This is a genomic window from Leisingera sp. ANG-Vp (genome assembly GCF_000813725.1).
Classification (GTDB): Bacteria; Pseudomonadota; Alphaproteobacteria; order Rhodobacterales; family Rhodobacteraceae; genus Leisingera.
The window spans coordinates 25,093-44,740 of record NZ_JWLD01000016.1 but is presented as its reverse complement, the minus strand read 5'-3'; the positions used below and the strand labels follow the sequence as shown (position 1 = coordinate 44,740).

Here is a 19,648-nt window from a genome sequence, read left to right as displayed (position 1 = left end):
CAAGGCGCCTGCCAGGAGTTTCCTGGCAGGCGTTTGAGTTCTAGCGGTATTTATTTGCTTCTGGCTGCAGAGGGCTGCTGCAGCGTGCTGTTCAGGACTGAATCCCTAGCGTTCCGGGCGGCAAGCCGCCGGCTGAGATTCGCGAAATCCAGCACAGTTTCAGGCGGACGTATAAAGGTCCGCGGCCGAATTTTCTCTTGGGGGGATGGTGGGTCGTGAGAGGCTCGAACTCCCGACATCTTCGGTGTAAACGAAGCGCTCTACCAACTGAGCTAACGACCCGATGAGCGGGGATTTAGACAATGCCGCCGGGCGGTGCAAGAGAAAAAAGCAGATTTTTTGCGCCGCGGGTGCATTCACTGCAAAACAGTTTCCGTCCCGTTTTCCAGCACATAGACGCAGCCCTGGCCATTGGGCAGTTCCGCCATCTGGCTGCGGCTCAGACCGCAGACGATACCGCGCATCACTTGCCCCAAAAGCCCATGCGCCACCACCACTGACGGGCCGGGCAGGCACAGCATGAAGTCGAGAATGCGGCCGTGGAAGCTGGCATAGCCTTCGCCGCCCGGTGCTTCGCAGAACAGGTCCAGAGCCTGCGGGTTGGCGGCGTGGATCCCGGGGTACTGCTGGGCGACATCGTCCCAGGTCATCCCTTGGAAAGCGCCGGCATAAGCCTCGGCCAGGCGCGCATCGGTCACAAACGGGGCTCCGCCCAGGGCGATGTCCGCGGTCTGCTGGGCGCGGCCCAGCGGCGAGGCGTAGCAGGACGGGCCCAGGGCAAGCGCCGGGCGCATCAGCTCAGCCTGCTTGCGGGCATGCGCGACCCCCAGCGGCGTCAGCGGCGATTCCAGCTGCCCCTGGATGCGGCGCTCGGCGTTCCATTCGGTCTGTCCGTGGCGCAGCAGCCAGATCTTCGGAAATTGCATGTGGTGCCCCCTGCCTGAGTGATGAGGAATTGGTAGCGGCAAGCGGGCCGGACCGGAACCCCGAATGCACGTTTGCTGAACCGGGACGGCGTGGCGGGGCTGGAGCATCAGCAAGCCGTTAAATCTGCAGGATCGCCAAGGAGCCTGCTAAGTCCTTAGGTTCAGACATATTTTTGCCATGTTAACTCTTCATTACCCGCGTTGCATTGCAACTTAAGAAAGTTTTCTTATGCCGATTACAACTGAGTACGATCTGGAAGATGCGTTTGACTGGGCCGAGCGCACAACGGTGGAAGCCACGCACAGCACGTATACGTCCAAGGATGTTTATACCCTCTTTGATGACGGCCACACCGAGCACGAAGCGTACCGCGATGACATCCTGATCCGGTTCGAATTGGAGGACCCGGAAGATGCCCTGCCGATTCAGACACTGTCGGTCAAATACAATGGTCACGGGGAGATCACGGAGTCCGAAAAACTGGATGATGATTACCAGCGGGAGATCATCAACTACTACAACGGTGTGCCTGAGACGATCCAATTGTTCGACGAAAGCCCTGCGAACGGCGGGCTCGGGCTTCACTCCTGGGCCTCCATCGTCAGGATCTGGGATGAAAACGGCAGCTTTGCCCAGCGTTTGACCGAGTATGACAACGGCGTTTTCAAAGCAGAGAACTTTGAAGCGGGTGTCCGGCACTCCATGACGGAAACGGATCACTCCGATGCAAAGGCATGGGGGCAGATCGAAAGCTTCTATGACTCCGATGGGGAACTGGCCGAGCGCGTCACCCACTATGACGACGGCATCATCAAAGCGGAGCAGTTCGAGGCGGGCGCCCGCACGGTGACATCCAAGTTCGACGAGGGGCATGTGGCCGCTTGGGAGAGCATCGACACATTCTTTGATCCGGATGGCGGAGTGGCCGAGCGCGTCACATATTTTGACGACGGCACTATCAAAGCGGAGCAGTTCGAGGGAGGCATCCGCACAGTGACGTCCCGGTTCGACGAAGGGAACGTGGCTGGCTGGGACAGCATTGAAACATTCTTTGGCCCGGACGGCAGGTTGGCCGAGCGGGTTACCTTTTATGATGATGGCATCATCAAAGCAGAGCGGTTCGAAGGCGGCGCCCGCACAATGACATCCCAGTTCGACGAAGGAAACGCCGCTGCTTGGGAGCGCATTGAGACATTCTTTGGCCCGGATGGCCAAATGGGCGGGCGTGTTACTCTTTATGACGATGGCATCATCAAGGAGGAGAGGTTCGAAGACGGCTTCCGCAGGTCGGTCTATGAGACGGACGAGCAGAACGTGGCCGCGTGGGACAGTATCGAAACCTTCTACACCCCCGAAGGTGAGCTGGATCTGCGCATGACCCGGTTTGATAATGGCAGTACCAAGCTGGAGGATTTTCAGGACGGCGTGCGGAAATCGACCTTCCAATCGGACGCCTTCAACGCCAGCGCAGAAGAGTGGGAGACGATCGAGACCACCTTCGATGCTAATGGCAGCCTGGAGGAACGTGTCACCAATTTCGACAACGGAATCCTGAAGACTGAAACTTTCGAATACGGCACCCGCAAGGCCACGTTCCTTGAGGATCGGGAGAATGCCGCTGACTGGACAAGCTCTGCCAGCTTTTTTGACCAGGACGGCCGGCTGGCCGAACGTCAGACCGACTTTGACAATGGCACGGCCAAGTCGGAATTCTTCCAGGACGGCTTCCGCACTGCGACCTTCCAGTCGGACGGTGAAAATGTGGAGGACTGGGAGGCAATCCAGAGCTTCTACGGCCCATATGGCATGCTGACAGACCGCGTTATCCAGTCTGACAACGGGGCCTGGACCCGCATTCAGTTCGAAAACGGCACCCGCACGTTCAGCGAGAAAGTGGACACGGCCGACGAGTTTGAATGGAACAGCATCATGTCTGCCTACGAAGGAGGCGAGCTGGTGCTGCGGCAGACCATTCAGGATGACAGCGATGTGCTGCTTGGCATCTACCAGAACCAGGAGCGCATTGCGCAGCTCGAAGTGGACTTGGACGGCAGCGACCCGTGGGAGGTCAAGCTCATTGAATTCGGGGCGGATGGCAAGCTGACTTCGACTTACGACTCGATTGCCGATGTGCCGGAGGCCTATCAATTCTATCTGGACACTGCGGTTCCGGCGGTCTGACTGGCGGGCGGCCCAAACCGGACCGCGTCAGGCTTATGAAACAGGCTGTTGCGCTGCAAAGGCGGCGCAGCGGCACCCGCGCCGAGGAGGGGTATTCTGCCTGCCTTGCAGGAGTGGTTCCTGGCTTCGGCGGCTGGCAATACGGGCCGGAAAAAACAACGGGCGCTCAACCAGAATTGGGAGCGCCCGTCTCAGCATGCCATCTTGGGCAGCCTGAATGATGGTGGGTGATAAGAGATTTGAACTCCTGACATCTTCGATGTGAACGAAGCGCTCTACCACTGAGCTAATCACCCGTGAGGCAGGCTTTTAACGGCCTGCTGCGGCCTCCGCAAGAGGGTCCGCCGAAGATTCTTTGTCTTCTCCCGCATTTTCTTTCCCGGCTTCTGCGGTGGCTTCAGGCTGGCGCAGCTTGCAGACAAAAACCTTGCCGTTGCTGCGTTCCTGGCTGCGGTTGATGCGCAGTTTTCCGAAAGGTTTGAGGTTCAGCTCGCGGCCTTCCGCGACCGCTTCGCCCAGCAGTGCCAATACCGCCTCGACCACCGGTTTGGCATCGCGTTTCTTGATGCCGGAACGTTCAACCGCCTGTTCCACCAGCTCTTTCTTGCCAAGTTCCGGAGCGGAAACCACCGGCGTGGCAGTTTCGACAACAACCGGTTCTGGAGCGGCAGCCGGCTTGGCGGCGGGTTTGACCTCCGGCAGCTCGGGCAGCGGTGCCTTTGCTGTGCGCGGCTTGGAGGCCGCGGGTTTCCCAGCGGCTGCGGTCAGCGTTCCGCTCTTGCGGGAGGTTGATTTGCGCGTGCTGGTTTTGCGCGCGGATGTGCTGGTTTTGCTTGATGCTCGTGCCATGTCTTGCCCCACTTGCCCTTTATTGTCCTGCTCCGGCAGAAACGGAAGACAGCTCCTTGCAAGAGCCGCATCCGTCCGGGCAGGCTTGTCCTGTGGTTTCAGCTTAACACATTTCTGCCTGTTCCGTGAACCGGTTAGCAGGCGGGCAGGGCGTCGCGGCGGATCATCGTGCGCAACGTGAAGCTCGAGCGGGTGTTGCGGATGCCCGGCACCCGCATCAGCCGGTCCTCCAGAAACCGGTCGAAATCCGGCAGATCCTCGGCCACGACCCGCAATAGGATATCCCGTGTGCCGGTCATCAGATAGCATTCCATCACCTGGTCGAACTGCCGCACTGCGCTTTCAAAAGCGCTGAGCGCTTCGGTGGATTGCCGGTCCAGCTCAACCGCAACAAAGATGGTGACCGGCAGCCCCAGCTTGGCCTGGTCGACCCGGGCCGAGTAGCCGCAGATGACGCCGCTTTCCTCGAGGTTGGCAACCCGGCGCGCGCAGGGGGTCGGTGACAGGCCGACCATCTCCGACAGTTCCGAGATTTTCAGCCGGCCGTTGCGCTGGAGCGCGGCCACGATCTTGCGGTCGATGGAATCCATGGAGTTTTCCCCTGCGGTTTCGGAGTTCCGTAGAGGATATCGCTAAATCCTGTTTGAATGGCAAAGTTTTTTGGTGAAAACCGGCGCGGGCGCACTCTTATCATTGGAGCAAGTTGAGGAGGAGCGGACAGATGACAGTGACAGCCGTTGCATCAAGCACCCATGAAGAGATCTATCGCGTCGAGGAGGCCTCGGCCGGGCTCCTGGGCTTTATTGCAATTCATTCGACGCACCTGGGCCCGGCGGCCGGGGGCCTGCGGATGCGCCCCTATGCCAGCGAGGCGGAGGCGCTGACCGATGTCGAGCGGCTGAGCGAAGGCATGACCTACAAGAACGCCGCAGCGGGCCTGCCGCTGGGCGGCGGCAAGGCGGTGATCATCGGGGATCCCGCCACGCAGAAGACACCGGAACTGCTGCGCGCCTTTGCCCGGGCGATCCAGTCGCTGGACGGCCGCTATATCACGGCCGAGGATATGGGGATGAGCCCTGCGGACATGGGTGTTATGGCGGAGGAAACCGCTTTCGTTGCCGGGCTGGCGGATGGCGATTTTGCCAGCGGCGACCCCTCGCCGATTACCGCACGCGGCATTTTCAACGCAATCCGCACGGCCCGCGTCCATAAACACGGCAGTTCTGTGCTGGCTGGGGTGACAGTGGCGGTGCAAGGGCTTGGCCATGTCGGCTGGCATCTCTGCCGGTTTTTGCATGAGGCCGGCGCAGGGGTGGTGGTGACGGACATCGACCCGGACCGGGTGGAGAAGGCGGTTGCGGAATTCGGCGCCAGGGCGGTGCCTCTGGAGCAGATCTATGCGGTCGAAGCCGATGTGTTTGCGCCCTGCGCGGTTGGCGGCATCCTGAATGAGGTAACGATTCCGCAGCTGAAGGCGGATATCGTTGCTGGCGGTGCCAACAACCAGCTGGCCACGGCTGCAGATGGCGAAGCGCTGCACCGGCGCGGTATTCTTTACGCACCGGATTTTGTTGCCAATGGCGGCGGTATCATCAATGTGGCCACGGAAATTCTGCGGATCTCGGACCCTCAGGGGTTTGTTGCGGAAAAGCTGGAGGCGCTGGATGCCACAATGGCGGCAATCCTGAACCAGGCCAAGGCAGAGAACGCGGCTCCGGATGCGGTTGCCGTGGCCGCGGTGCAAGCCAAGATGGCGCAGCGCGCCGCCTAAGAGCAGCAGGCAGCCGGCGGGCTGTTTTCCGTCTTTCCGACCGGCGGGCCGGGGGCTTTCCCGGCCGTGCCGGAGATGCCGGCATGCCGGGCAGCCAGGGGAGGGCTGCGTTTTCTTTCCGGATTGCGCCGAGCGCGTCCGGAAGCTGCGCCCAAGTGGTATTTCTTCTATTTTCCAGCGTGTTACCCGGGATGCGCAATTTTTTTCAGGGAAAGTTCCGAAAAAGGCAAAACATCGCTTGACGGCTCCGGGGGGTGAGAATATTACAGCCCAACATTCAGCGGCAGCGCTGGATGAGCAGCGGGCGGTTGTAGCTCAGTTGGTTAGAGTACCGGCCTGTCACGCCGGGGGTCGCGGGTTCGAGCCCCGTCAACCGCGCCACTGCTGCGCCTCGTCCTGAGGTTAAACAGGATCCGCCCCGGAGGGGACATGGTCTGGCAACAGGCCGGTGTTAGATGAAAGTGCGGTTGTAGCTCAGTTGGTTAGAGTACCGGCCTGTCACGCCGGGGGTCGCGGGTTCGAGCCCCGTCAACCGCGCCACTTTCATCCACTGCCCTGGTGCTTCAGGGTCCGCCCCGGATGGGGACCATAGCCGAAAGGCCCATGCGCGGTTGTAGCTCAGTTGGTTAGAGTACCGGCCTGTCACGCCGGGGGTCGCGGGTTCGAGCCCCGTCAACCGCGCCACTTTCCCTGATACCGAATTCCAGTTCTTTCAGCCTGTGCGGCCGGTTCCCGCTATGCGGAATTCACCGGCGTGTCCTGGCTGAAGGTGTTGAGCCAGCCCGTGGCATGACGTTCCCAGAGCGATGAAATCAGCATCGCTTTCCAGTCTTCGCTGCCCGCCGGCCTGTAGGCTGCATGGTACGACAGCAGAACGGCCCCTTCAGTGATGAGGCACAGGCGGCTGTTGCTGAGGCGGTACTCTGCCATGACCGGGCCGTCGCGCAGCTGATCGCAATGACCGGCCTTGTCCGAGAAGCCGCTGGGGTAGACGCCAAGAAAGTCCTCCGACAGCATCTGCCCGTCGGCCTCGGGGTCGCCCTGCACCAGCGCCTCCCAAACCCGGGTTTCCAAAGCGAGGATATCGGCCAGCAAAGGGCCGCCGGTTTGAATATTTGTGGTCATGGCGGCAGCCTGCCGCAAAGTGCCTGATGCGGCAAGCCGGTAGGGACCAGGGCTGTCAGAGTGCCGGGGGTGCCGGCTCTGCATCTGTATCGTGGCGCCAGCCGGTGAGGTCTGCGTCGACCCAGGCCTTGAGGCGTTCAAGGTCCGGCTTGGGGTTGGCCTCAAGGTAGCGCAGCAGGACGCGTGTGCCATGCTGGTAGCCGGCGCGGTAGCTTTCCTCGGGGTCGGTCTGGGTGCCTTCAAATCCGGGCGGGCGTTTGAACCTGCTCTGTACCATTTACTGTCTCCAATCATGGGCCGCGGCGGCGGCAATGTCAGGAGCGAGTATTCGGCGGATGGGATAACCAAGTCTTAACCGGAGGCCGGCGGCGGCGTGAAATCAGCGGATATAAGGCGTTTTGCCGCGGGCGCGCCCGCTCGGGCGGAGCCGTTGCGCGCAAATTCCCGGCTGCCGTGCGGCCGCAGGTGCAAACGGGGCTTGTGAGTCCTGCTGTCGCTGAGAGGCTTGCAGGCACCGGGGGGCTCCCGCGCCTTGGCGCAGCATCAAAGATGCAGCGTCAAGCCTTGGGCCTGACGCCGTGCCCAAGGCACGGCGCGCGCCGCGCAAGCGGCGCTTAGCCCAACGGGAAGACGGCCTTTCAAGGCCGGATGACGGGCGGGAGTGCTGCGCAGCACACTAGTGCATCCGTTTGCCAAAATCGTAGAGGTCAAACATCTTTGCCGCGGCGGTCTGGAGTTTCAGCCGGGCGAGGCTCGGCGTCTTTCTGATGTAGTAGTGGATTCGCAGAAATGCGACGTCTGCCAGGGTTGCCTTGGTGTAATTGAAGTTGAGGTTCAGCGCGCTAGGAGTGTCTCCTTCGAATGGAAGCAGGCCGGCTACCAGCAGAAACTGTCTCGAAAGGCAGGCGTCCAAATCCTCAAGTGTTGTGAAAACATAAGACCGTCCTTTGCTGGCCCGGTCTTTCAGCGAAACTGTGCAATTGGTTCCGGAGAACAGCCGGTCGAGCAGATCCTCGGTAGAACCGGGTCTTGCCGTGGCCCGCTTCCCGTTCGAAAAGAAAGCTGCTGCATTCGCCGCGCCTGCTTGCTGTGCCTTTCTCGCCAGGAACTCAGCGTCCCCGGCGAAGACAACCATGTTGGCCATATCTTGCCGTTTCTCAGGGGTCGAATCGATCAAGGCTTCGCTGAAGACATCGTATAGTTCCTCTCCGCCCTTGAAGATCAGGTGGGGAGTTTTTGCTTCAGCAGCCGTGTGGACGTGGAAAGTCAGCCCAGTATCCGGCCATGAAAAGGGTATGGATCCGCATTCAATGCATCCCTGGACGGATTTCAGGAAATCCCGGATCAGGGTTTCGTTGCTCAGCAATGCCGAATAATCGACTGGCTGTTTGCGGGACGCTTTGTATCCGCCAAGGAGACTGCCATCCGGTCCGATGGAGTATTGTTCCTTGCCATATGTGCGCACTCTCTCGGGCGAGAAAATTTCCGCCCGCACATTTGGCAGGCTGCTATTCTCTCCGGCGGCACCGGGCGGAGCAAAGAGAAGCAGTGTCAAGGCCGCAGCAAACACTGTACACGTCTTGAAGAACAATTTCATGTTTGCGTTCCCTGGCCTGGCTAAGGGGGCGGGGCTCTGAGGCTGCCCCGCCCAGTCATGGCGTTACTTTTGGGACAGGGCGTACAGCACGCGGGCCCAGGACCGGATACCCTTGTGGAAGCTCTTCAGGTCGTATTTCTCATTCGGTGAATGGATCGCGTCGTCGTCATTGGCAAAGCCGATCAGCATGGCGTCCATATCCAGGATCGACTTGAAGAATCCGGCAATCGGGATCGAGCCGCCCATGCCGCAGAAAACTGCTTCGCGCGCCCATTCATCCGACAAGGCGCCGCGGGCGGCCTCAAACTCGGGGCGGGTGATGTTCATCACCGCGGCGCGGGAGCCTTCGGAGTCGTTTTTCCAGACCACCTTGGCATCCGCGGGCAGGCGTTCTTCCACGTGTTTGCGGATGTTCCGCCGCAGCGCATCCGGGTCCATATCGCCCACCAGGCGGCAGGTGATCTTGCAGTGCGCTTCCGAGGGGATCACGGTTTTGGAGCCGGCGCCGTTGTAGCCGCCCCAGAGGCCGTTCACCTCCAGCGTCGGGCGGGCCCATTGCTGTTCCAGGGTGGAATAGGCCTTTTCGCCATGCGGCTGGGTGTAGCCGACCGAGTTCAGGTACTCGGCTTCGTCAAAACCGCAGTTCTGCCACTGGCGCAGCTGATCGGCGGGCACTTCGTGGACACCGTCATAAAACCCGTCGACGGCGACGCGGCCGGTCCCGTCGTCGTAGAAGGAGTCAACAATCTTCGACAGCACCCGCAGCGGGTTGAGGCCCGGGCCGCCGTAGTGGCCGGAGTGCAGGTCGATGCGGGGGCCAACGATGGTGAATTCGTCTTTCAGCATGCCGCGCAGCTGCGACGAGATCGACGGCACCCCGCGCGACACCATCGAGGTGTCGCAAATCAGCGCGAGATCGGCTTTCAGCTCTTCAGCGTTGGCCTCCATGAAGGGGATCAGCGAGGGCGAGCCCGATTCCTCTTCGCCCTCAAAGAAGAAGGTGATGCGGCAGGGCAGGGAGCCGTTCACGGCTTTCCAGGCGCGGCAGGCTTCGACAAAGGTCATCAGCTGGCCCTTGTCGTCCGACGATCCGCGGCCGCGGATCACGGTGCCGTTCGGGGTCTCTTCCAGCTGCGGCTCAAACGGCGGCGTGTTCCACAGGTCCAGCGGGTCGACCGGCTGCACGTCGTAATGGCCGTAGAACAGTACATGCGGCGCGTCGCTGTTTTCCTCGCCCACATGGCCCACAACCATCGGGTGGCCGGGTGTCTCACGCTTCTCAGCCTTGATGCCGATGGCGTTGAGGTCCGCAACCAGCCAGTCGGCGGCCTTGCCGCAGTCTTCCTTAAAGGCGGGGTCGGTGGAAATCGACTGGATGCGCAGCAAATCCATCAGCCGTTCGGTTGCGGCGTCCAGCTCTGCGTCGATCCGGTCAAGAACATCATTCAATGCCATTTTGCTCTCCTGCAATTCGGGTGGGCCCGGGCATAGGCCAATTTGAAGCGGACCCTAGCAGCGGCCCGAAGCAGGGGCCAGAGGGGCAGGGGGTGCCTGTCCCTTGTATTTGCGGGGTCATGAGTTTCCGATCTTGCGCATTTGTGACCGGAGTGCGCGGCAAATAGGACGCAAACGGGGTTTGACTTGGCGCAGGCGTTCTTGCCGGGGCATTGTTTAAGTTCTATTTGACCTGCATCAATGTTGCGCACCTTTGCCGGGGCGTATGCAGTTGATCGAAAGGGGCGCCTGCGGTAGTCATTCTGGAACGTGAATGTGGCCGCATCGCCAGAAGGCCGTGCCCTTTACACAGCCCGCGTGCCCTGGGGGGACGCTTGAAGCCATGGAGATGCCGGTGGACTATACCGCGAAACTGGACGCAGCGATTGCCAGCCTGCACGACGAAGGCCGTTACCGGACCTTCATCGATATCGAGCGCAAGAAGGGCCACTTCCCGCATGCGGTCTGGACCCGTCCGGACGGCAGCCAGCAGGATATCACCGTGTGGTGCGGCAATGACTATCTGGGCATGGGCCAGAACCCGGTTGTGCTGGATGCGATGCATGACGCCATCGACGCGACCGGCGCTGGCTCGGGCGGCACCCGCAACATCTCGGGCACCACGGTTTACCACAAGCAGCTGGAGGCTGAGCTGGCCGACCTGCACGGCAAGGAAGCCTCGCTGCTGTTCACCTCGGCCTATATTGCCAATGACGCGACGCTGAGCACGCTGCCCAAGCTGTTCCCGGGGCTGATCATCTATTCCGACGCGCTGAACCATGCCTCGATGATCGAAGGCGTGCGCCGCAACGGCGGTGCCAAGCGTATCTTCCGCCACAATGACGTGGCGCATCTGCGCGAGCTCCTGGAAGCCGACGATCCGAAGGCGCCCAAACTGATTGCCTTTGAATCGGTTTACTCCATGGACGGCGATTTCGGCCCGATCGAAGCGATTTGCGACCTGGCGGACGAATTCGGCGCGCTGACCTATATCGACGAAGTGCACGCGGTCGGCATGTACGGCCCCCGCGGCGGCGGCGTGACCGAGCGTGACCGTCTGGCGCACCGCATCGACATCATCAACGGCACTCTCGCCAAGGCCTATGGCGTGATGGGCGGCTATATCGCGGCCTCGGCCAAGATGTGCGACGCGATCCGCTCCTATGCGCCGGGCTTCATCTTCACCACCTCGCTGGCACCGTCGGTAGCTGCAGGGGCGGCGGCCTCGGTTGCCTATCTGAAAGGTGCGCAGGATCTGCGCGACAAGCATCAGGACCAGGCCAAGGTGCTGAAGCTGCGCCTGAAGGGCCTGGGCCTGCCGATCATCGACCACGGCAGCCACATTGTGCCGGTGATTGTCGGCAACCCGGTCCACACCAAGGTGCTGTCCGACCACCTGCTGGAAGACTACGGCATCTATGTGCAGCCGATCAATTTCCCGACCGTGCCGCGCGGCACCGAGCGGCTGCGTTTCACGCCGTCACCGGTGCATGGCCCCAAGGAAATCGACGCGCTGGTCCACGCGATGGACGCATTGTGGTCGCATTGTGCGCTGAATCGTGCCGAACTTGCCGGGTAACATACTGATCAGTGTAAATTTACTCTGAGTGTGTTACGCTGTTGTCAATCAATGAGTGGATTTGAGTCGCATATGTGATTCTTTCACCACTCTGAACAGATTGCGGCAGGCAAAAAATGGGACGGCAGGCATGATCGGGCGGTTTACCCGCAAGCATGAAGAGCGTGGCGAAACCGTTGAACCCAAAGGGTTTGACGATTTCGAACTCAAGCTCGGCGACGTGATGCGCGGCGAGCGGGCGACGATGGGCAAATCGCTGCTCGACGTTCAGCGCGAGCTGCGGATCAAGGCCTCTTACATTGCTGCCATCGAAAACTCGGACCCGTCCGCTTTTGACACACCCGGCTTCATTGCCGGGTATGTGCGTTCTTACGCCCGCTACCTGAACATGGATCCGGAACAGGCGTTCCAGGATTTCTGCACCGAAAGCGGGTTCACCGTGGCCCATGGCATGTCGGCCGAGGCCTCAAGCCGCAGCAAGCCCGGCAGCGCGCCGGTAACGGCCGCGACGGGCCTGGGCGGTGATGCCTTCGCCTCGCCCAACACCCCCTTTATTCCGGCGCCGGCGGGTCTCCTCAGCCAGATCGAACTGCGCGCAGTCGGCTCGCTGATGGTTCTGGCGGCGCTGATCGGCGGTATCGGTTATGGCGGCTGGTCGGTGCTGAAGGAAATCCAGCAGGTGCAGTTTGCGCCCGTCGACCAGACCCCGGCGGTTCTGGCTGATCTCGACCCGCTGAACAGCGCGGTTCTGGAAGTTGCAGAAGGCGCAGCAGATCCGGCGGCTGAGGCGCTGGATCGGCTGTACCGGCCGCAGGCGCTGGATGTGCCGGTGCTGGTGGCGCGCGATGCGCCGATTTCCACCTTGGATCCGTCAGAGCTGGGCAATTTTGCAGTGCCTGAACTGCCAAGTGTTCTGCTGGCCGACGCAAGCCTTTCGTACGAGGAAGACGCGCTGCAGCAGGTGCCGCAGGTGGTTGCGGAAGTTAAGCCGGGCGTTGAAATGGTGGCGGTGCGCCCCTCCTGGGTGCAGGTCACCGCAGCCGACGGCAGCGTGATCCTGGAAACCATCATGGATGCAGGCCAGCGTTTCGAAGTGCCGCTGACCGAGGATGCGCCGCGGCTGCGCACCGGCGAAAGCAGTGCCATCTACTTTGCTGTGAACGGCGAGCATTTCGGCCCGGTGGGCGAGCGCGGCCAAGTGTCCAAGAATATCGACCTGTCGATGGACGCGATCACCGGCCGGTTTGAACTGGCGGATCTGTCCGATGGCCGCAACGAGGCGCTGGCGACCCTGGTGGCCGAACTGCAGGCGCAGCAGCCTGCCGAATAACACCCTGTGAAACCGGGCAAAGCGGCCGGCTGCCATTGCAGCGGGGCCTGCCAGCGCGTATCTAGCTGCTAACAGGATCCAGCCGGGACACCCGCTTCATGTCGATGAACCACATCCGCCCCTGGCGCCATATCGAGCGCCGCAAAAGCCGCCAGATCCATGTGGGCAATGTCGCCATTGGCGGCGATGCCCCGATTGCGGTGCAGACCATGACCAATACGCTGACCACCGATGTGGCGGCAACTGTGGCCCAGGTTCAAGCCGCGGCAGAGGCGGGGGCCGACCTGGTTCGGATCTCGGTGCCGGATGAGGCCTCGTCGAAAGCGCTGAAGGAGATCGTGCGCGAAAGCCCGGTGCCGATCGTCGCCGACATTCATTTCCACTACAAACGCGGGATTGAGGCGGCTGAAGCAGGGGCGGCCTGTCTGCGCATCAACCCCGGCAACATCGGCGATGAAAAACGCGTGGCCGAAGTGATCAGGGCGGCCCGCGACCACAATTGCTCGATCCGCATCGGCGTCAATGCAGGCTCGCTGGAAAAGCATCTCTTGGACAAATACGGCGAGCCCTGCCCGGAGGCGATGGTGGAATCGGGCCTCGACCACATCCGTATCCTGCAGGACCACGACTTCCACGAGTTCAAGATTTCGGTAAAGGCGTCTGACGTCTTCATGTCCGCTGCTGCCTACCAGCAGCTGGCAGAAGCCACTGACGCGCCGATCCATTTGGGGATCACCGAGGCGGGCGGCTTTGTCTCCGGCACCATCAAATCGGCGATCGGGCTGGGACAGCTGCTGTGGATGGGCATCGGCGATACCCTGCGCGTCAGCCTCTCAGCCGACCCGGTGGAAGAGGTGAAGGTGGGCTTTGAAATCCTCAAATCCCTCGGCCTGCGCCACCGCGGTGTCAACATCATCTCCTGCCCCAGCTGCGCGCGGCAGGGCTTTGACGTGATCAGGACGGTGGAAACCCTGGAGAAGCGTCTGGAGCACGTGAAAACACCGATGAGCCTCTCGATTATCGGCTGCGTTGTGAACGGCCCGGGCGAGGCGCTGATGACCGATGTCGGTTTCACCGGCGGCGGTGCGGGCTCCGGCATGGTCTATCTGGCCGGCAAGGCCAGCCACAAGATGTCCAACGAGCAGATGGTCGACCACATCGTCGAAGAGGTGGAAAAGAAGGCCGCCCAGATCGAGGCGGCCCAGGACGCGGCGGAGTAGGGAGCCGCAAGCTCCCTGCAGCTTCTTTCTGGTCTAAAATACCCCGGGGTCCGGGGCAGCGCCCCGGCTCCACTGGTTCAATCCAGCCTGTCAGCTGCGCTGGTCGCGGATCTCGGCAACCATGATCTCCATCTGATCGGCGGGCAGGTAGCCGCGCAGCAACTCGTTGCCCAGCACAAAGGTCGGCGTGCCGGAGATTGCCATCCGCTGGGCCAGGGCCCGGGTCTGGCGCAGCTCGGCAGTAACTTCTTCGCTGTCCATCCTGGCAAAGATCGCTTCGGCATCCAGGCCCAGCCCATCGGCCAGACGGCGCAGGGCGACGTCATTCGGCTCAGCCCCGAAGTCGATCAGCGCGTCATGCACCTGCTTGTAGGCGTCGTCCCCGGCAACATGCTTGGCCGCCACCGCAAAGCGCGAAGACAGCACCGAAGCCTCGCCCAGGATCGGGAATTCCTTGATCACCAGGCGGATGTTGCCGTCGCTTTCCAACAGCTTGGCCACTTCCGGCGCGGCCCGGCGGCAATAGCCGCAGCGGTAGTCCATGAATTCGACCAGGGTGATGTCGCCATCCGGATTGCCGCCCACCCAGGAATAGCCGTCGTTCTGCAGCTCTTCCAGATTGTCGGCAACCAGCACATCGTCCCGCGCTGCCTCGGCCTGCTGCTGGCGCTGTTCCAGCAGATCCACCGCTTCCAGGATCAGCTCCGGGTTGGCGAGGATGTATTCGCGCACCTCCTTGCCAAAGGCCTCGCGCTCGGCATCGGTCATGCTGCTGATGTCAAAGGCCTGCGCCGGAGCGCTCAGCAGCGCGAGGGCAGTGGCCGCGGCAGCGGCTGCGCGGGTGAAAGGCTTCATTTTCGTCTTTTCCTTTTCTCAGCTTGTTCATAGGCCGTCAGCACGTCCTGCGCGCGGCGCGCAGCAGGAGAGCCCGCGGGCAGCAGGGCAACGGCCCGTTTGGCATGAATTCCGGCGTCATTCAGACGCCCTTGCAGGGCATAGCGTTCGGCCGTGACCAGCGAGGCCAGCCCGCGCTGTCCGGTTTTGGCATAGGCCAGCGACATGTCGCGCAGCAGAACCGTGTTGCGGAAATCGATGGCGCGGGCCTTTTCCATAGTCTTGAGCGCTGCCTTTGGCTGGCCCGCAGCGAGCTGCGCCCGGCCGTAGCCCGTCAGGATCAGCGGATCGCGGGGGGCCAGGCTGACCGCCTTGCCATAGGCTGCCAGGGCAGCGCTCCACTGGCGGTTCTCGATCAGGATCTGCCCCTTCATCTCGTGATAAAAGGGATCGGAGGGGCGGATGGCCAGTGCGCCGTTCATCGCCCGCAGCGCCTTCTTCAGGTTTCTCTGGCGGTGGTAGGCGGCGGCCTCCCGCATCAGACGCACATCTTTGTATTGTTCTTCACGCACCCGCCGCAGGGTCCATTTCGGCGCCCGGGTAAAGGCAGAGAGCTTGCCGCGCACCCGGGCAAACCAGTATTGCGCCTCGCTGTTGGGCTGCCCCCTGTCGCCGTGCGCTGCCAGATAGGCCTGGGCGGCGCGGATGCGGTCGCGGCTGAGCGGATGGGAGCGGGAATAAGGGTCCTGGCTGGATGTGCTCAGCACTTCCTGGCCGGCAAAGGCGCGGTGCAGATCGACCAGGCCTTGCGGGCTGATGCCGGCGCGGTTCAGGTAATCCGCGGCTGAGCGGTCGGCAGAGCTTTCCTCGGCGCGGGTATGGGCCAGGAAGCCGCGCAGGGCGGAGTTCTGCGTGCCGATGGCGATACCGCCAGCTGCCTCGCTGCCGCCCGCCGCCGCAGCCAGCACCGCCAGCGCCACGCCAAGTCCCGCAGCACTGTTGGCTGACCTCAGGTTTTGCATCCGCCGGGCCAGGTGGCCGTTGGTGATATGGGCGGATTCATGGGCGATCACCGCCTGCAGCATCTCGGGGCTGGTGACCTTCAGGATCAGCCCGTAATGGACGAAAATTGTTCGGGAATCGACAACAAACGCGTTGAAGGACGAATCGTTCACCAGCAGGATCCGGACCCGGTTTGCGTTGAGGCCCGCGGCCCGCAGAACAGGTGCTGCCAGTTTGTTCAGCCCGTGTTCGATATCCGCATCGCGCAGCAGAGAGATCGACGCCGACTGCGCTGCGCCGGCCGCAAATGTGAACAGCGCGCAAAGCAAAAGAGCCGGGATTGACGCCAGCCGGAAGAAACGGTCAAAACTCATGCGCGCACCATGGGAGATCAGCATGCGAAACTCAACCCGGTCAGAGGTCGATCCCTTCATTGTGATGGATGTGATGGAGGCTGCCCGCAAGGCCGAAGAAGCCGGACGCCACGTCATCCACATGGAGGTAGGGCAGCCCTCGACCGGAGCGCCTTCGGGGGCGCTGAAGGCGCTGGCGTCATCGCTGGAGGGCAATGCGCTGGGGTATACGGTGGCCCTGGGTTTGCCCGCCCTGCGCAAGCGCATCGCGCAGATGTATGGCGAATGGTACAACGTCGATCTAAACCCGGAGCGGGTAATTGTGACGCCAGGTTCTTCGGGCGCCTTCCTGCTGAGCTTCACGGCGCTGTTTGACAGCGGCGACCGGGTTGGGATCGGGGCGCCGGGCTATCCCTCTTACCGGCAGATCCTGAAGGCGCTGGGGCTGACGCCCGTTGATATCCAGACTGCCCCGGAAAACCGGCTGCAGCCGGTGGCGGCGGATCTGAAGGGGCAGGACCTGGCAGGTTTGATGGTGGCCTCGCCTGCCAACCCCACCGGCACCATGCTGGATCATGCGGCGATGGGCGCGCTGATCGACGCGGCACGGGGCGAGGGCGCCAGCTTTATCTCCGACGAGATCTATCACGGGCTGGAGTACGAGGCGAAGGCGGTCACCGCGCTGGAGCTGACGGATGAGTGCTACGTCATCAACTCATTCTCCAAGTTCTTCTCGATGACCGGCTGGCGGGTCGGCTGGATGGTGGTGCCGGAGGATCACGTGCGGGTGGTGGAGCGTATCGCCCAGAACATGTTCATCTGCGCGCCGCACGCGAGCCAGGTTGCGGCGCTGGCGGCGATGGACTGCGAGGACGAGCTGCGGGAGAATCTGGCTGTTTACGCAAAAAACCGCCAGTTGATGCTGGATGGCCTGCCGAAAGCCGGGTTCAGCAGGATCGCGCCGCCGGACGGGGCGTTTTACGTCTATGCCGATGTCTCGGACCTGACCGCAGACAGCCGCAGCTTTGCCGCGGAAATCCTTGAAAAGGCTGGGGTCGCGGTGACCCCTGGGCTGGACTTCGATCCCGTCCGCGGCGCCACCACGCTGCGGTTCTCCTATGCGCGTTCCACTGCCGATATCGAGGAAGGCCTGGCGCGGCTGGAGCGGTTCATGGCAGAGCGCGGCTGAGCGCAGAAGGCGGATTTTCAATGCCGCGCAAATTGCATAGTCTGCCCGCCAAAAGACCAAGAGGCGTGGCATGGGCAGACTGTTCAAATTTACCGCATTGATCTGGATGCTGGCCGCGGGCGCCTGGGCTCAGGGGTTCAGCGGCCTTGCCCGCATCGACGAGGAAACCAGCCGGGTCACTGATGCCGGGCAGGGGGCGGAAGTCACGCTTGGCCTCAGCCAAGGTGTGCCGTTCCGGCTGTTCACCCTGGACGGACCGCCGCGTCTGGTGCTGGACTTTCAGGAAGTGGATTGGACCGGGCTGACGCCGGAGGCGCTGTTGCAGGGCGGTCAGGTTTCCGCCGCGCAGTTCGGCACCTATGTGCCAGGCTGGTCGCGGCTGGTTCTGGAACTGACTGCACCGATGCAGGTGTCCCAGGCCGCGATGACGGTGGATCAGGTGACTGCTGCGGCCCGTCTGTCGGTTTTGCTGGAGCCGGCCAGCGACGAGGAATTTGCCGCCAAGGCCGGGGCTCCGAAGGATCCGCGCTGGGACTTGCCCGCTCCGGAAGCCGTGCAGGGCCGCGGGGAGCGGGACGAGAACGCGCCTTTGCTGGTAATGCTGGACCCGGGCCATGGCGGCATTGATCCGGGTGCTGAGCGGGACCACCACAGCGGCCATGTGGTCGAGAAACACCTGATGCTGCAGTTTGCGAGGGAGCTGGGCGAGGTGCTGATCCGCTCGGGCCAGTTCACCGTGCAGATGACCCGGGATGACGACTACTTCGTTTCGCTGGAGCGCCGCATTGCGCTGGCGCATCAGGCAGGGGCGGATGTGTTCATTTCGCTGCACGCGGATACGATCTCCGAGGGCCGGGCGCATGGCTCGACCGTGTATACGCTTTCCAAGGAAGCTTCGGATGTCGCCTCCGAGAAGCTGGCAGAGCGGCATCTGCGCGGGGATCTGCTGTCGGGCACCGACCTTAGCGAAGCGGATGACCGGGTGACCGGCGTGATGCTGGATCTGGCGCGGCAGGAAACCCAGCCGCGGACCGATGCGCTGGCGGCGGCCTTGATTGACGGGCTGCGCAAACAGGGCGGGCCGGTCAACAACCGGCCGCTGAGGTCTGCCGGGTTCTCGGTGCTGAAGTCCGCGGATATCCCTTCGGTTCTGGTGGAGATCGGCTTTCTGTCCAGCAAGCGGGATCTTGAGAATCTGGTCGACCCGGAATGGCGTGCCAAGGCGGCGCGCGGGATTCTGAACGGGCTGATTGCCTGGCGTATCGAAGATGACGCGCGCCGGGCACTGGTGCGGCAGTAGGGGGCGGCTATGAAACTGATCTGGATGTCCGATCTGCATTTCGAAGCAGAGGGGCTGGTGCTGGGCCATGACCCCCGGAAGCGGCTGCAGGCCGCGGTGGATTTTGTCGCCGAGCACCATGCTGAGGCTGCCGCCTGCCTGATTACCGGTGACCTTGTGGAAACCGGAACCGTTAATAATTACAACGCGTTGCAAGAGTTTCTTAACGAATTGCCAATGCCGGTGCTGCCGCTGACGGGAAATCATGACGACCGCACCGCTTTGCGTGAGGTTCTGCCGTTGCCGGAGGGGGCTATGGCGGGCTTTGTTCAGTACCGGGCGGACTTTGGGGATCTCGCCGTGCTTTGTCTGGACACGCTGGTTCCGGGAGAGGGTGCGGGGGTTCTGTGCCCGGATCGCATGGGCTGGCTGCAAGCGGAGCTGGAAGCTCTGGGCGGGCGGCCCGCAATTGCGGCGATGCATCACCCGCCTATGAAGCTGGGGCTGCCGATGCTGGACCCCGACAACCTGCAGAACGGTGAAGACCTGCTGGAACTGCTGGCGGGTTATCCCAATGTGCTGCATCTTCTGGCGGGCCATGTGCACCGGCCTTGCTCCGGCACAGTGCGCGGCATTCCCTTTACCACTGCAAAATCCGTGCTGTACCAGGCACCGCCGCCAAGGCCTGCATGGGACTGGGACAGCTTCCAGCCCGCCGCCGAGGCGCCTGCACTGACAGTTCTGGAATACGGCAGAAACGGGCTGACCCTGCAGCAATGCCAGTTTTGTGACTATGCACGCGGCGGTCCCGCTGCGTAAGACCCGGCAAGCAGCGGGGAAATGTGCTAGGATTCTCCCGTCCCGCCCGGCATATATTCGCTGTTTCCTGTTTTGACCCCGGGGGCCGCCGCACCTATA

General features: G+C 62.3%; 17 protein-coding genes and 5 tRNA genes. 11 read left to right on the top strand and 11 right to left on the bottom strand.

Translation table 11 applies throughout. The annotated features are described in order from the left end of the window. Window positions 1-206: 206 nt before the first annotated feature. Window positions 207-282, bottom strand: a tRNA-Val gene (locus tag RA20_RS06375). Window positions 283-356: 74 nt separating this feature from the next. Further along, a complete protein-coding gene (locus tag RA20_RS06370) occupies window positions 357-926 on the bottom strand; it encodes a histidine phosphatase family protein (protein WP_039125787.1) in 570 nt (189 codons plus the stop codon). 229 nt (window positions 927-1,155) lie between these two features. Here RA20_RS06370 and RA20_RS06365 point away from each other — a divergent pair, with 229 nt between their 5' ends. Continuing rightward, a complete protein-coding gene (locus RA20_RS06365) occupies window positions 1,156-3,108 on the top strand; it encodes a hypothetical protein (protein ID WP_039125785.1) in 1,953 nt (650 codons plus the stop codon). A 221-nt stretch (window positions 3,109-3,329) separates the two neighbouring features. On the opposite strand, the gene RA20_RS06360 is transcribed toward RA20_RS06365, so the two are convergent. The 3 genes from RA20_RS06360 to RA20_RS06350 form a co-directional block, all read right to left on the bottom strand. Continuing rightward, window positions 3,330-3,404: transfer RNA gene (locus tag RA20_RS06360), tRNA-Val, on the bottom strand. 13 nt (window positions 3,405-3,417) lie between these two features. Further along, on the bottom strand, window positions 3,418-3,957 hold the full coding sequence (locus RA20_RS06355) for an HU family DNA-binding protein (RefSeq protein ID WP_082017924.1): 540 nt from the start codon (window positions 3,955-3,957) through the stop codon (window positions 3,418-3,420). 134 nt (window positions 3,958-4,091) lie between these two features. Beyond that, window positions 4,092-4,547: an Lrp/AsnC family transcriptional regulator gene (locus tag RA20_RS06350; RefSeq protein ID WP_039125783.1), complete on the bottom strand. Its 456-nt coding sequence runs from the start codon at window positions 4,545-4,547 to the stop codon at window positions 4,092-4,094. A 131-nt stretch (window positions 4,548-4,678) separates the two neighbouring features. On the opposite strand from RA20_RS06350, the gene RA20_RS06345 reads away from it, so the two are divergent. From RA20_RS06345 to RA20_RS06330, 4 genes are all read left to right on the top strand, one after another. Beyond that, a complete protein-coding gene (locus RA20_RS06345; protein WP_039125781.1) occupies window positions 4,679-5,728 on the top strand; it encodes a Glu/Leu/Phe/Val family dehydrogenase in 1,050 nt (349 codons plus the stop codon). Between the two features lie 304 nt (window positions 5,729-6,032). Further along, window positions 6,033-6,109: transfer RNA gene (locus tag RA20_RS06340), tRNA-Asp, on the top strand. Window positions 6,110-6,191: 82 nt separating this feature from the next. Next, window positions 6,192-6,268, top strand: a tRNA-Asp gene (locus RA20_RS06335). A 67-nt stretch (window positions 6,269-6,335) separates the two neighbouring features. Further along, a tRNA-Asp gene (locus RA20_RS06330) sits at window positions 6,336-6,412 on the top strand. A gap of 51 nt (window positions 6,413-6,463) precedes the next feature. On the opposite strand, the gene RA20_RS06325 is transcribed toward RA20_RS06330, so the two are convergent. The 4 genes from RA20_RS06325 to RA20_RS06310 form a co-directional block, all read right to left on the bottom strand. Then, window positions 6,464-6,853 (bottom strand): nuclear transport factor 2 family protein, encoded by a 390-nt coding sequence (locus RA20_RS06325; RefSeq protein WP_039125779.1) that lies wholly within the window; start codon window positions 6,851-6,853, stop codon window positions 6,464-6,466. A gap of 55 nt (window positions 6,854-6,908) precedes the next feature. Beyond that, window positions 6,909-7,130, bottom strand: a complete 222-nt coding sequence (locus RA20_RS06320) for a hypothetical protein (RefSeq protein WP_039125777.1) — start codon at window positions 7,128-7,130, stop codon at window positions 6,909-6,911. A 399-nt stretch (window positions 7,131-7,529) separates the two neighbouring features. After that, window positions 7,530-8,450 carry a hypothetical protein gene (locus tag RA20_RS06315; RefSeq protein WP_039125776.1) on the bottom strand — a complete coding sequence of 307 codons (921 nt, stop codon included), beginning with the start codon at window positions 8,448-8,450 and terminating at the stop codon, window positions 7,530-7,532. Window positions 8,451-8,513: 63 nt separating this feature from the next. Continuing rightward, on the bottom strand, window positions 8,514-9,905 hold the full coding sequence (locus tag RA20_RS06310; protein WP_039125774.1) for a M20/M25/M40 family metallo-hydrolase: 1,392 nt from the start codon (window positions 9,903-9,905) through the stop codon (window positions 8,514-8,516). Window positions 9,906-10,287: 382 nt separating this feature from the next. Here RA20_RS06310 and hemA point away from each other — a divergent pair, with 382 nt between their 5' ends. From hemA to ispG, 3 genes are all read left to right on the top strand, one after another. Then, a complete protein-coding gene (gene hemA, locus RA20_RS06305) occupies window positions 10,288-11,523 on the top strand; it encodes a 5-aminolevulinate synthase (protein WP_241482220.1) in 1,236 nt (411 codons plus the stop codon). Between the two features lie 130 nt (window positions 11,524-11,653). Continuing rightward, window positions 11,654-12,853 carry a helix-turn-helix domain-containing protein gene (locus RA20_RS06300; protein WP_039125773.1) on the top strand — a complete coding sequence of 400 codons (1,200 nt, stop codon included), beginning with the start codon at window positions 11,654-11,656 and terminating at the stop codon, window positions 12,851-12,853. Window positions 12,854-12,951: 98 nt separating this feature from the next. Next, entirely contained in the window at window positions 12,952-14,073 is a 1,122-nt protein-coding gene (ispG, locus tag RA20_RS06295) for a flavodoxin-dependent (E)-4-hydroxy-3-methylbut-2-enyl-diphosphate synthase (protein WP_039125771.1), read from the top strand. Window positions 14,074-14,163: 90 nt separating this feature from the next. On the opposite strand, the gene RA20_RS06290 is transcribed toward ispG, so the two are convergent. Together RA20_RS06290 and RA20_RS06285 are read right to left on the bottom strand one after the other, a co-directional pair. Further along, on the bottom strand, window positions 14,164-14,928 hold the full coding sequence (locus RA20_RS06290; protein ID WP_039125769.1) for a DsbA family protein: 765 nt from the start codon (window positions 14,926-14,928) through the stop codon (window positions 14,164-14,166). Beyond that, window positions 14,925-16,307 carry a M48 family metalloprotease gene (locus RA20_RS06285; RefSeq protein WP_039125768.1) on the bottom strand — a complete coding sequence of 461 codons (1,383 nt, stop codon included), beginning with the start codon at window positions 16,305-16,307 and terminating at the stop codon, window positions 14,925-14,927. The genes RA20_RS06290 and RA20_RS06285 overlap by 4 nt, the downstream gene beginning before the upstream one ends. On the opposite strand from RA20_RS06285, the gene RA20_RS06280 reads away from it, so the two are divergent. From RA20_RS06280 to RA20_RS06270, 3 genes are all read left to right on the top strand, one after another. Next, on the top strand, window positions 16,306-17,451 hold the full coding sequence (locus tag RA20_RS06280) for a pyridoxal phosphate-dependent aminotransferase (RefSeq protein WP_039125766.1): 1,146 nt from the start codon (window positions 16,306-16,308) through the stop codon (window positions 17,449-17,451). The two genes, RA20_RS06285 and RA20_RS06280, sit on opposite strands and share 2 nt — an antisense overlap. Before the next feature lie 70 nt (window positions 17,452-17,521). Next, window positions 17,522-18,751 (top strand): N-acetylmuramoyl-L-alanine amidase, encoded by a 1,230-nt coding sequence (locus RA20_RS06275; protein WP_039125764.1) that lies wholly within the window; start codon window positions 17,522-17,524, stop codon window positions 18,749-18,751. 9 nt (window positions 18,752-18,760) lie between these two features. Then, a complete protein-coding gene (locus RA20_RS06270; RefSeq protein ID WP_039125762.1) occupies window positions 18,761-19,549 on the top strand; it encodes a phosphodiesterase in 789 nt (262 codons plus the stop codon). Window positions 19,550-19,648: the final 99 nt, after the last annotated feature.

Excerpts from the sequence above, each read along its gene's own strand:
- RA20_RS06300 (WP_039125773.1), top strand. The coding sequence starts at position 11,654 with ATGATCGGGCGGTTTACCCGCAAGCATGAAGAGCGTGGCGAAACCGTT.
- ispG (WP_039125771.1), top strand. The coding sequence starts at position 12,952 with ATGTCGATGAACCACATCCGCCCCTGGCGCCATATCGAGCGCCGCAAA.
- RA20_RS06345 (WP_039125781.1), top strand. The coding sequence starts at position 4,679 with ATGACAGTGACAGCCGTTGCATCAAGCACCCATGAAGAGATCTATCGC.
- RA20_RS06365 (WP_039125785.1), top strand. The coding sequence starts at position 1,156 with ATGCCGATTACAACTGAGTACGATCTGGAAGATGCGTTTGACTGGGCC.
- RA20_RS06350 (WP_039125783.1), bottom strand. The coding sequence starts at position 4,547 with ATGGATTCCATCGACCGCAAGATCGTGGCCGCGCTCCAGCGCAACGGC.
- RA20_RS06270 (WP_039125762.1), top strand. The coding sequence starts at position 18,761 with ATGAAACTGATCTGGATGTCCGATCTGCATTTCGAAGCAGAGGGGCTG.
- RA20_RS06280 (WP_039125766.1), top strand. The coding sequence starts at position 16,306 with ATGCGAAACTCAACCCGGTCAGAGGTCGATCCCTTCATTGTGATGGAT.
- hemA (WP_241482220.1), top strand. The coding sequence starts at position 10,288 with ATGGAGATGCCGGTGGACTATACCGCGAAACTGGACGCAGCGATTGCC.
- RA20_RS06290 (WP_039125769.1), bottom strand. The coding sequence starts at position 14,928 with ATGAAGCCTTTCACCCGCGCAGCCGCTGCCGCGGCCACTGCCCTCGCG.
- RA20_RS06320 (WP_039125777.1), bottom strand. The coding sequence starts at position 7,130 with ATGGTACAGAGCAGGTTCAAACGCCCGCCCGGATTTGAAGGCACCCAG.
- RA20_RS06370 (WP_039125787.1), bottom strand. The coding sequence starts at position 926 with ATGCAATTTCCGAAGATCTGGCTGCTGCGCCACGGACAGACCGAATGG.
- RA20_RS06315 (WP_039125776.1), bottom strand. The coding sequence starts at position 8,450 with ATGAAATTGTTCTTCAAGACGTGTACAGTGTTTGCTGCGGCCTTGACA.
- RA20_RS06275 (WP_039125764.1), top strand. The coding sequence starts at position 17,522 with ATGGGCAGACTGTTCAAATTTACCGCATTGATCTGGATGCTGGCCGCG.
- RA20_RS06355 (WP_082017924.1), bottom strand. The coding sequence starts at position 3,957 with ATGGCACGAGCATCAAGCAAAACCAGCACATCCGCGCGCAAAACCAGC.
- RA20_RS06325 (WP_039125779.1), bottom strand. The coding sequence starts at position 6,853 with ATGACCACAAATATTCAAACCGGCGGCCCTTTGCTGGCCGATATCCTC.
- RA20_RS06285 (WP_039125768.1), bottom strand. The coding sequence starts at position 16,307 with ATGCTGATCTCCCATGGTGCGCGCATGAGTTTTGACCGTTTCTTCCGG.
- RA20_RS06310 (WP_039125774.1), bottom strand. The coding sequence starts at position 9,905 with ATGGCATTGAATGATGTTCTTGACCGGATCGACGCAGAGCTGGACGCC.